Below are 10143 nucleotides of genomic sequence, written 5' to 3'. Positions count from 1 at the left end.
GGCGACACGACGCGAGCCGCCGCCACCGCCGCCCAGGCCCTGGCCCTGTGGGGGAACACCGTCCCGGCGCTGTACCGCGAGGAGGCCGAGCTGGCCCGGCGCATCGCCGTCCGCTGAAGCCTCAGTCCCGCGCCGGGATCTTCAGCCCGCGCTGCACCGCCGGACGCGCGAGGAAGGTCTTCAGCACCCGATCCACCTCCTGGAAGTCGCCGTAGCCAACGAGGTCGCCGGCGCCATAGAAGCCGACCAGGTTGTTGATCCACGGGAAGGTCGCGATGTCGGCGATGCCGTACTCGTCGCCGGCCAGCCAGTCCCTGTCCTTCAGATGGCCGTTCAACACGGCCAGCAGGCGGCGCGCCTCGGCGACGTAGCGGTCGCGCGGGCGCTTGTCTTCAAAGTCCTTGCCAGCGAATTTGTGGAAGAAGCCGACCTGGCCGAACATCGGCCCGATGCCGCCCATCTGGAACATCAACCACTGCAAGGCCTCGTAACGCTGGGCCGGATCGGCGGGCAGCAGCTGGCCGGTCTTGCCAGCAAGATAGACCAGGATGGCACCGCTCTCGAACAGTGCCAGCGGCCGCCCCCCCGGGCCGTCGGGGTCGATGATGGCGGGGATCTTGTTGTTCGGGTTCAGCGAGAGGACCTCGGGACTGAGCTGATCGTTGGTGTCGAACCTCACCAGATGCGGCTCGTAGGGCAGACCGGTTTCCTCCAGCGCGATGGATACCTTCACGCCGTTGGGCGTGGGCAGCGAGTACAGCTGCAGACGATCCGGATGAGTGGCGGGCCACTTCCTGGAGATGGGGAAGGCACTGAGAATGGACATGACGGCGGCAGGGACAGTGAAGCGCACCGCGGATTGTGGAGTTGCGAGAATGCCCCCATGAGTTATGTTCCCGCCGCTGCGCCATCGCGCCTGGCCCTCTACCTCCAGCTGATCCGCTGGGACCGCCCGGCCGGCTGGCTGCTGCTGCTGTGGCCGACGCTGTCGGCGCTCTGGATCGCCGCTGACGGCTGGCCAGGCTGGCATCTCCTGGTTGTCTTCACGCTGGGTACCGTGCTGATGCGCTCGGCCGGCTGCTGCGTCAACGACGTGGCCGACCGCGACTTCGACCGCCATGTGCAACGCACCGCCCTGCGACCCGTGACGACGGGCGCGGTGTCCGTGAAGGAGGCCCTGCTGCTCGGCGCGGCCTTGTCGCTGCTGTCCTTCGGCCTGGTGCTGACGACCAACCCGCCGGCCATCCTGCTGAGCTTCGCGGCGCTGGCCGTGGCCATCGTGTACCCGTTCGCCAAGCGCGTGCTGGCCATGCCGCAGGCGGTGCTGGGCGTCGCGTTCTCCTTCGGCATCCCGATGGCCTTCGCCGCGGCGCTGGGCGGCGTGGAATGGCACCTGCATTCGGTGCCCCTGTCGGCTTGGGCGATGCTTGTGGCCAACCTTTTCTGGGTGCTGGCCTACGACACCGAGTACGCCATGGTGGACCGCGACGATGACCTGCGCATCGGCGTGCGCTCCTCGGCCATCGCGCTGGGTCGCTGGGACGTGGCCGGCATCATGGCCTTCTACGCGATCTACCTGGGCCTGTGGACGGCGTTGAGCCTGCGGCTGGGCCTGGGCCGCTGGTTCCTGCTCGGCATCACGGCGGCGGCGGCGCAGGCCGTCTGGCATTTCACGCTGATCCGCAAGCGCCAGCGCGACGACTGCTTCCGCGCCTTCCGCGCCAACCATTGGGTGGGTTTCGCGGTGTTTGCCGGCACGGTCGTCGATCTGACTCTGCGCTGAGGTAAATAACTCCCACTTCGTGCGGCCTGCCGAGGCCGCCTCGGCGCGAAATCGCGCTTACATTGACTGCGAGTCTGCAGGGAGTGGGAACTATGTCGAATGTGATGCGCGGCGCCTCGGCGCTGGGCTTGGCCCTGAGTCTGGCCCTGAGTGGCTGCGGCGGGGGTGGGGGTTCGTCGGGGTCCACGGATCCCGGCGGCAACTCAGGCGGCCTGTCGGGGGATCCAGCCGGCCCGTCGTCCAGCTTTGCCCAGCAATGCGCCGCCAACAACACGCTGGCCAGCGCCAACCGGCGCACGTCCACGCTGGACACCGAGAAGAAATGGCTGCGCGCCTACCTTGACGAGGCCTACCTGTGGCGCGAGGAGGTGCCTCGCGTGGACCCGAGCGGTGCACGCTACAGCGGCAGCGACGTCTATGCCGCGATGGACAACTATTTCGAAGCGCTGAAGACGCCCAGCCTGACCGACACCGGCCAGCGTCGCGACCGCTTCAGCTTCACCTATCCGACCGACGAGTGGGAGGCGCTCAGCGACGGCGGCATGGAAGCCGGCTACGGCATTGAATGGAAGCTGACGAGTGCGACGCCGCCGCGCCAGATCCGCGTCGCCTACGTCGAGGCCGGCAGCCCGGCCGATCTGGCGGGCGTGGTGCGCGGCGACCAGCTCTACAGCGTCGACGGCATCAACGCCGACGCGACCGATGCCGCCAGCGTCGATCTGCTGAACGCGGCGCTCTACCCCAGCAAGGCCAGCACGGCGCGCTCCTTCACCTTCGCTCGCGTCAACGGCGGGATGGTCACGCGCAACCTGACGAGCGCCATCATCACCAAGACGCCGGTGCCCGTCGCCCGCGTCGTGACGACACCGATGGGCACGCGGGCGGGCTATCTGCTCTTCAACGACCACATCGCGCCGGCAGAGGCCCAGCTCATCGCGGCCGCGCGCAGCTTCCAGGCCCAGGGCGTGCAGGAACTCGTGCTGGACCTGCGATACAACGGTGGCGGCTACCTCTACATCGCCAGCGAACTGGCCACGATGATTGCCGGCGCCTCGCGCACCGGCAGCCAGGCGTTTGAGACGCTGCGCTTCAGCGCCAAGCGCAGCGCCGAGAACCAGGTCACGCCGTTCTACAACACGTCGTGCATCCTGGTCGGCAACCGCTGCACCAGGGAAGAAGTGCTGCCGGCGTTGAACTTGAGCCGCGTCTACGTGCTGGCGCAATCGGGCACCTGCTCCGCCAGCGAGTCGGTCATCAACGGCCTGCGCGGTGTGGGGGTGGAGGTCGTGCTGATCGGCGGCAAGACCTGCGGCAAGCCCTATGGCTTCACCGCCAAGGACAACTGCGGCGTCAGCTACTTCCCCATCGAATTCGCGGGCGTGAATGCCCAGGGCTTCGGCGACTACGCGGACGGCTTCGAGCCCACCGCCAGCGGCACGGCGGGCACGCGCTTCGTCAAGGGCTGCAGCGTGGCCGACGACTTCGGTCGCGCCCTGGGCGACACCAACGAAGCCATGCTGGCCACGGCACTGGACCACGTGGATCTCGGCGTCTGCACCGCGCGAGCGTCCACGTCCACCGCCACCGTGCGCGCGCAGGCCGCCGGCGGCGAAGGCGCTGCGGCCATGACACTCAAGCGCAACCCGACGCGCAGCAACCGCATCTGGCTGCCGCGCTAGGTCGACGCGTCAACCCTGCTGGGTCGCGGCGCCGGGGAAGCGGGCGCGGATGGCGTCCATCCAGCCCAGCAGGGCCAGCGTCTCGGCGTGGGGCATGCGCGGGCTTTCGATCAGGCCCTGGCGGATGCAGGCCTGGGCCTCGGCGATCTCGCCCTCGAAGCCATTGACGGCGAAGGGCGCCGCAAAGCGCTCCGCGGGGGCCTTGCGCGTGACCAGCTCGACGGCCTCGGCGCCCCAGAAGTCCACCGGGAAGCGCAGCCCGGCCTTGGAGCCCTGCGCCTCGAAAGCATTCACCGACGACGCGTCGAAGCCGCAGCGGAACTGCGACGTGACCCCACCGGGGAAATGCAATGTCGCCGTCACGGCCGCGTCCACGCCGGTGGGCGCCATCTCGGCCTGCACCTCCATGGACACCGGCTCCGGGCAGACGCCGCCATTCATCTGCTGCAACACCCAGCGCGTGACCGCCAGGTTGTAGATGCCGATGTCCCACAGTGCACCGCCGGCCAATGCCGGGTTCCATTGGCGGTGCAGCGGGTCGAATGGGGCGGCAAAGCAGAAGCTCGACTGCATCGCGCGCAGCTCGCCGATGGCGCCATCGCGCAACAGGCGGCCGGCCAGCTCATAGGCCGGCAGGAAGCGCGTCCACAGCGCCTCCATCAGGAAGACCTGCCGCTGCCGTGCCAGGTCCACCAGGGCCTGCCCTTGCGCCCGCGACGTCACCAGCGGCTTCTCGCACAGCACGGGCTTGCCTGCCTCCAGTGCGGCACGGATGTACTCACCATGGTGGGAGTGCGGCGTGGCGATGTAGACGGCGTCGATGCTCGGGTCGGCCAGCAGGTCTGGCAGCGCTGTCGTGGCGCGCGCCGTCTCGCCGTCGCGCTGCCACTTCGCCGCAAAGGCCTGGCCCTTGGCGGCGTCGCGTGCGAATACGGCGGCAAGGCGGGCGCCCGGCACAGCGGCCAGCGCCGCGGCGAAACGGTTGGCGATGCCCCCGGGACCGATGACGCCCCAGCAGAATTTGTCGTGGTCATGGGCCATGGCTGAGCGCTTTCACAAGGTCGGATTGCGTGAGGATGCCGACGAGCCGGGCCTGCTCGCCGACGATGGGAATGTGGTGGTGACCGGTGTCAGAGAACAACGGCACCAGGCCGGCGATGGGTCGATCGGCACTGGCCACCCGCACCTGGCGACTCATGATCTGGCCCACTACCTCTGGCTTGGTCGAATGCGTGGCCGGCGAGGGTCGCAGCAGCGTCTGCAGCCGGCCGGCCAGGCCTTCACGCCGGTCAGCCTCGGCTGCGCGCATGAAGTCGGCCCGCGTCACGATGCCGACGATGCGCTGCACGCGGTCCACCACCGGCAGGGCCTTGATGTTGTGCTCCTGCAGCAGCATCCACGCCTGCGCCAGCGGCGTGCCGAATTCGACAGTGATGACGGGGCTGGACATGATGTCCGAGCAGCGCAGGCCGCCCAGCCGGTTGCGGTAGCTCAGCAACTCAGCCTCGTGCAGCAGGTCCGCGAGGTCGTCGCGCGGCACGTCCAGCACCTGGTTGTAGCGGGCCAGGACGGCGTTGAGCTCGGCGTCGCCGAAGCGCGGCGGCGCCACCTGCGCGCCGGCCGGCGCGGGCGCCTGCTGGGCATGCGGGTAGCGGCGACCGGTCAGGCCGTTGTAGACCATGCCCGCCAGCACCAGCAGCAGCGAGTTCAGCGCCACAGGCAGCAGCGCGAAGTGCCAGTCCTGGGTCGCGGTCAGCACCATCAGCAGACTGGCCGCGCCGCCGGGCGGATGCAGGCAGCGCAGCAGGAACATCATGCCGATGGCCAGCGCGACCGCGACGGCGGCCACCACCATGGGCGGCAGCGGCAACCAGTGCAGGCAAGCGATGCCGACCAGCGCCGAGACCGTGTTGCCGCCGAGCACCGCCCAGGGCTGGGCCAGCGGGCTGGCCGGCAGGCCGAAGACCAGCACCGCGCTTGCGCCCAGCGGCGCCACCAGCCAGGGCAGGCCCGGCGTCAGCGCCGTCTGGCTGAGCGCGCCGGCCAGCAGGATGCCGATGCCGGCGCCGAGCAGCACGCGCAGACGCTCACGCGCATTGACGGCTTGCGGCGCGGGCCGCAGCGCGTTCAGCAGCGAGAGCGCGCGGTGGGGCAAAGAGGCGGCAGGAGGCATGGGCAGCGACGGGCATGGAAGCCAGGGCCGCCGATTGTGTCTGCCGCCGGCACCCGCGTCGGTTCAAGCGGGTTTCAGCCGCTCCCGCCGCACGGAGAAATGACCTGACCCGTCAGCCCTTGCCGAGCAGACTGCCCATTTTCACTTTCAGCACCTGGGCCTGGGCGCGGCGGTCGCGGGTCGCGGCGCGCTGGTAGGCGGCCTCGGCCTTCTCCCGCAGCGCGACGGCGCGCTGCAGTGCCTCCTGATAGCGCTCGATGGTGTAGGTGTTCTCAGTGCCGATGTAGACGCTGCGCGCCAACGGCGTCTCGCCGAAGCGCGGCAGCGTCACGGCAAAGCTGCAGTCACGCACGCGGCTGCCGGCGCGCTGGCGCACGATGGGGCCGGAAATGCCCGAAGGCAGGTCGCTCTGCTTCTTGCGGCTCGGCGTGCGGCGCAGGCGCGACGGCGCGGGCAGCGTCGCGATGCGTTTGAGGAGCTCCTTCGTCGCCATCGCCAGCGCTCGCCTTGCGCCGCTGCCGTCCTGGCTGTGGTCGGAAAACAGCTTGGTGCCACCGTAGCGCAGCTGCCAGCCATGCGTCGACAGATGGTCGATTCTCTGTATGCACTGCGGCACGACAAAACGTTCCCCGCTGAAGATCACCACGTCTCGCGTGTTCATGATTGCCCCCAGTTCCAGTCAACCTGCCGGCCTGCGCAACGCTGCGCGGCTCAGTCTACTAACGCCCCTCTGGTACGGACCGAGTTTATGGGTCAATCGCGAATAAATGACACCCCGAAAGCACTTCCGCCACAGGGGCGTCAGGTCTACGACAGCTAGGGGAAGGGCCGGCCCGGTCTGTGGCCGGTCAGCGCCGGCGCGAACAGTTCCATGACGCGCAACTGCGTGCCGCCACGGCTGAACACCGAGTTGCGCGACCACAGCATCTGCGGCGACATGGTGGCGCCGGTGGCGGCCTGCCACTGGCGGGCCGCATGGCGGCGGGTGTGGCCCGGACGTGACAGACGGCGCGGCTGCAGCTCGCTGCGGCTGATCATCGGGTCATCGTAGAGCAGGTGGGCGAGCGGCCTCGCACCCAGGCCCTTCAGCGCCCGCCAGGGGCCCGTGGTGGCGCGCTGGTGCACGGCAGAGCGCGCCCAGACCAGGGGCTCGCCGTCCACCCGCAGGATGACTTCGCGCACCACCGTCAGCCCGCGCGGCGGCAGGCCCAGCGCGGCGCGCTCCAGCGCCCGGAATGGCACAACACCCTGGCGCAGCACCTGCACCTCGAAGCGTTCACCGAGGCGGGCCAGGCGGCGGCTCAGCGAGCCCGGCGCGCGCAACCAGTCGCGCAGGCTGTCTCTCGTCGCAATGCCCATTCAGCCGAATTCTCGACCCAGTTCCGCCGCGCGTTTGTGCGCTGCCAACACCGCCCGGCGGATGGCCACATCGACGGCGTCTCCCTGCAGGGAGACGATGGCTGCGTGCGTCGTGCCCCCTTTGCTGGTCACGCGCTCACGCAGCGTTGTGGGCGATTCGTCCGACGCCAGGCCCAGGCCGGCCGCGCCGGCGCAGGTGGCCAGCGCCAGGCGCCGGCCCTGCGCGGCCGTGAGGCCCATGTCCACCGCCGCAGCCATCATGGCTTCGACGAAGAAGAAGAAATACGCAGGGCCCGAGCCCGACAGCGCCGTCACGGCGTCGAGGTCGTCCTCGCGGGCGACCCACAGCGTCTGCCCCGTAGGCGCGAGCAGGCGCTCGACGATGGCGCGCTCGTCGGCCGACACGGCCGGCCGTGCGAACAGGCCGGCAATGCCCTGGCCGATCAGCGCCGGCGTGTTGGGCATGGCGCGCACCACGCGCTCGCTGCCCGTGGCGGCGACGAGGGCCTCGGAACGGATGCCGGCCATGACCGACAGGTGCAGCGCACCGCCCACCCAGGCTTTCACGGGCTCCGACGCCGCACCGAAGAGCTGTGGCTTGACGGCCCAGACGACGACATGGGCGCGGGTCAGGCTTGCGTCGCCCGCGGCCAGGGCCGCGACACCGAACTCGCCGACGAGTTTCTCGCGCTGGGGCGCATGGGGCTCGACGATGGTGAATTGGGCGGGCTTCATGCCGGCGCGCAACAGCCCGCCGATGATGGCGCTGGCCATGTTGCCGCCGCCGATGAAGGCGATCTGTTCTGCACTCATGGCAATGAGTCTAGGGCCTGTCCACCCCGCCCGCCGCCATGACGCAGTTGCGGCCGGCCCCCTTGGCCGCGTAGAGCGCCTGGTCAGCGCGCCGGTACAGGGCCGCGAAGTCTTCACCCGGCGCCGCTTCGGCCAGGCCGGCGCTGAGCGTCACGGCGCGACCGTCGCGGGCGCGCAGGCCGGCCACGGCCTCGCGCAGCCGCCCGCCGATGCGCATGGCCGTCGGCAGCGAGCTGTTGAACAGCAGAACGGCGAACTCGTCGCCGCCCATGCGGCCGGCCAGATCGCCCTGACGCAGCGCGCCGCGCAGCTGGTCGGCAAAGCGCTGCAGCAGCGCGTCGCCCTCGGGGTGACCCAGTTGGTCGTTGACGGCCTTGAAGCCGTCCATGTCGCACAGCATCAGGCAGGCCGGCAGTCGGCTCGCGCGCGCCTGCCGCAGCAGCACCGCGCTGGCGGCCTCGAAATGAGCGCGGCTGGCCACCTCGGTCAATGCGTCGACGTTGGCGCGCCGCTCCAGCTCGGCGCTGGCCTGCTGCAGCCGTGCCTCCACGCGGCCATGCAGCATCAGCAGCATGGCCGACACGCGTGTCACGGCCACGGCGATGTTGACCACCATCAGCACGGCCAGCAGATGCCCCGGCGGCGGCAGGCCCGTGCCGGCAAAGGGCCAGTTCTGCAGCGCCCGCCACAGGCTCATGACGATGATGAGCAGCGCTCCACCGCCGATCAGCTGCAATGCCAGGCGCGAGGGCCGGTCGGCCGTCTCGCGCAGCTGGGAGTACAGGTACTGCGCGAACAGCAGCGCCTGCAGTGTGTTGACGCCCGTGAAGACGACTGAGCGGGCCGCATAGTCCCAGCCCTGCAACCAGGACCAGCACCACGTCGCGAATCCCAGCGCGGCCAGGCCCCATCGCCAGGCCAGGCCCGGCCACAGCCGGCGACCGAACCAGACGCGCAAGCCCAGCTCCAGCATGGGCATGCCGATGAGGAAGGCCGCATTGCCGGCCGCCACGAGCGGCCAGATCGGGTGGACAGCGCTGGCCATCAGCATGAGCGCGCCTGCGCCCAGCGCGACCTCGTTGAGCACCCACCAGCCCATGCCCGCGGTCTGCCGCCGCCGCGCGCTGCGCCAGAACAGGCCGAGCAGAGCGCCCATCATCACGTGGACGATGACGCTGATGGTGAACGTGGTCGCAAGGTCGAGAGGCATGAGCGGCACCATGCTAGTGCAGCGACGGCCTGGCATCCGAACATGCCGCGGGAGTTATCGTCCGGCCATGCTGCCTGCCCGTGCCCTCGCTCTCGCCGCTGCTCTTGCCCTGACCGCCTGCGCCGGCGGGCCGCCGTCCCCCAAGCCCTGGGCCGAGACCGCCGCGCGGGAGCTGAACCTGTCGATCTCCAGCTTCGAAGTGCTGGGCCGGCGCGTGACGGTCACGCGCAGTGCCGGCGGCGTCGGGCCACTGCCGGTGGTCGTCTACCTGCCGGGCATCGGCCAGGGCAGCGAGGCCGGCCAGCGCTGGGCCGCTGCCTGGGCAAAGGCCGGCTACGCGGTGCTGGCGGTGCAGCCGCTGGAGGAAGACGCTGCCGCCTGGCGATCGCCGCTGGCGCGCGCCGGCGAGTTCCGCGAACTGGGCGAGGTGCACTACGGCGACGCGATGCGTAGCGCCCGCCTGGATGCGCTGCGGCGCCTGCTCGCGGCGATGCAGGCCAGCCCTCAGGCGGGCGGCACCGCGCTGGACTGGCAGCGCGCCGCCGTGGCCGGCTACGAAACCGGCGCGCAGGCGGCCCTGGACCTGGGGAGCGACGCGGGCACCTGGCTGCCGCGCGCCGTCATCGCGATCAGCCCGCCGCCCATGGCCGCGGCCGCAGCGACGCCTCCCGCGCTGCTGATCACGAGCGACACCGACGGCGATGCGCTGGGCCTCGTCAAGCAGCCCGTCGATCGCCGCCGCGCCTTCGATACCTTGCGCCCCGGCGTCGGATGGCTGTTGAGCCCGCCAGGCCCGTCGCATGCCGCACTGTCCGGCACGCTGGCTCCCGACGGCTGGCACGCGCAGGACCAGCACCACGGCCGAGAGGCCATGGGCGGACAGCAGCGCGGTGGCATGGGTGGAGGCATGGGTGGAGGCATGAACGGCGGCCCGGCCGGCGGTGCGCCGCGCGGGCCTCGCAGCGGCAGTGCGACGGAGGCCGCGCAAGCCGATCTGAACGAGGCCACGCGGCTAAGCACGGCGTTCCTCGACGCACAGCTGCGCGGAGCAGCCCCGCCTGCGAGTGCGTGGCTGACGCCGCGTTGAGCCCAGAGGCCTGCATGCCACCGGCGGCGCCCAGGCGCC

General features: G+C 70.5%; 10 protein-coding genes. 3 read left to right on the top strand and 7 right to left on the bottom strand.

The annotated features are described in order from the left end of the window. Positions 1-121: 121 nt before the first annotated feature. A complete protein-coding gene (locus VGF12_RS17660) occupies positions 122-826 on the bottom strand; it encodes a glutathione binding-like protein (RefSeq protein ID WP_331177355.1) in 705 nt (234 codons plus the stop codon). Between the two features lie 57 nt (positions 827-883). Here VGF12_RS17660 and ubiA point away from each other — a divergent pair, with 57 nt between their 5' ends. Then, a complete protein-coding gene (ubiA, locus tag VGF12_RS17655) occupies positions 884-1783 on the top strand; it encodes a 4-hydroxybenzoate octaprenyltransferase (RefSeq protein WP_331177354.1) in 900 nt (299 codons plus the stop codon). 92 nt (positions 1784-1875) lie between these two features. Beyond that, positions 1876-3462: a S41 family peptidase gene (locus VGF12_RS17650; RefSeq protein ID WP_331177353.1), complete on the top strand. Its 1587-nt coding sequence runs from the start codon at positions 1876-1878 to the stop codon at positions 3460-3462. Positions 3463-3471: 9 nt separating this feature from the next. Here the strand turns inward: VGF12_RS17650 and VGF12_RS17645 are convergent, their stop codons facing one another. From VGF12_RS17645 to VGF12_RS17620, 6 genes are all read right to left on the bottom strand, one after another. Continuing rightward, positions 3472-4503 (bottom strand): Gfo/Idh/MocA family oxidoreductase, encoded by a 1032-nt coding sequence (locus tag VGF12_RS17645; protein WP_331177352.1) that lies wholly within the window; start codon positions 4501-4503, stop codon positions 3472-3474. Then, the gene (locus VGF12_RS17640; protein WP_331177351.1) at positions 4493-5635 is read right to left on the bottom strand and encodes an HPP family protein; all 1143 of its coding nucleotides are present in this window, start codon (positions 5633-5635) and stop codon (positions 4493-4495) included. The genes VGF12_RS17645 and VGF12_RS17640 overlap by 11 nt, the downstream gene beginning before the upstream one ends. A 112-nt stretch (positions 5636-5747) precedes the next feature. Continuing rightward, positions 5748-6296, bottom strand: coding sequence for a hypothetical protein (locus VGF12_RS17635; RefSeq protein ID WP_331177350.1), 549 nt, complete (start codon positions 6294-6296; stop codon positions 5748-5750). A gap of 155 nt (positions 6297-6451) precedes the next feature. Beyond that, a complete protein-coding gene (locus VGF12_RS17630; RefSeq protein ID WP_331177349.1) occupies positions 6452-6994 on the bottom strand; it encodes a chorismate--pyruvate lyase family protein in 543 nt (180 codons plus the stop codon). Further along, complete coding sequence (gene proC / locus VGF12_RS17625) at positions 6995-7807, bottom strand: pyrroline-5-carboxylate reductase (protein ID WP_331177348.1); 813 nt, start codon at positions 7805-7807, stop codon at positions 6995-6997. 10 nt (positions 7808-7817) lie between these two features. After that, positions 7818-9017 (bottom strand): GGDEF domain-containing protein, encoded by a 1200-nt coding sequence (locus VGF12_RS17620; RefSeq protein WP_331177347.1) that lies wholly within the window; start codon positions 9015-9017, stop codon positions 7818-7820. A gap of 67 nt (positions 9018-9084) precedes the next feature. On the opposite strand from VGF12_RS17620, the gene VGF12_RS17615 reads away from it, so the two are divergent. Then, positions 9085-10104 carry a hypothetical protein gene (locus tag VGF12_RS17615; RefSeq protein WP_331177346.1) on the top strand — a complete coding sequence of 340 codons (1020 nt, stop codon included), beginning with the start codon at positions 9085-9087 and terminating at the stop codon, positions 10102-10104. Positions 10105-10143 lie beyond the last annotated feature (39 nt).

Source organism: Roseateles sp. (assembly GCF_036404855.1).
Classification (GTDB): domain Bacteria; phylum Pseudomonadota; class Gammaproteobacteria; order Burkholderiales; family Burkholderiaceae_C; genus Pelomonas.
The sequence above is the reverse complement of the archived record's forward strand: the minus strand, read 5'-3'. Positions and strand labels throughout refer to the sequence as shown.

What these genes read in the sequence shown, in the direction of transcription:
- VGF12_RS17640 (WP_331177351.1), bottom strand. Translation starts at nt 5,635, where the DNA reads ATGCCTCCTGCCGCCTCTTTGCCCCACCGCGCGCTCTCGCTGCTGAAC.
- VGF12_RS17630 (WP_331177349.1), bottom strand. Translation starts at nt 6,994, where the DNA reads ATGGGCATTGCGACGAGAGACAGCCTGCGCGACTGGTTGCGCGCGCCG.
- VGF12_RS17645 (WP_331177352.1), bottom strand. Translation starts at nt 4,503, where the DNA reads ATGGCCCATGACCACGACAAATTCTGCTGGGGCGTCATCGGTCCCGGG.
- VGF12_RS17620 (WP_331177347.1), bottom strand. Translation starts at nt 9,017, where the DNA reads ATGCCTCTCGACCTTGCGACCACGTTCACCATCAGCGTCATCGTCCAC.
- VGF12_RS17615 (WP_331177346.1), top strand. Translation starts at nt 9,085, where the DNA reads ATGCTGCCTGCCCGTGCCCTCGCTCTCGCCGCTGCTCTTGCCCTGACC.
- VGF12_RS17635 (WP_331177350.1), bottom strand. Translation starts at nt 6,296, where the DNA reads ATGAACACGCGAGACGTGGTGATCTTCAGCGGGGAACGTTTTGTCGTG.
- VGF12_RS17650 (WP_331177353.1), top strand. Translation starts at nt 1,876, where the DNA reads ATGTCGAATGTGATGCGCGGCGCCTCGGCGCTGGGCTTGGCCCTGAGT.
- ubiA (WP_331177354.1), top strand. Translation starts at nt 884, where the DNA reads ATGAGTTATGTTCCCGCCGCTGCGCCATCGCGCCTGGCCCTCTACCTC.
- VGF12_RS17660 (WP_331177355.1), bottom strand. Translation starts at nt 826, where the DNA reads ATGTCCATTCTCAGTGCCTTCCCCATCTCCAGGAAGTGGCCCGCCACT.
- proC (WP_331177348.1), bottom strand. Translation starts at nt 7,807, where the DNA reads ATGAGTGCAGAACAGATCGCCTTCATCGGCGGCGGCAACATGGCCAGC.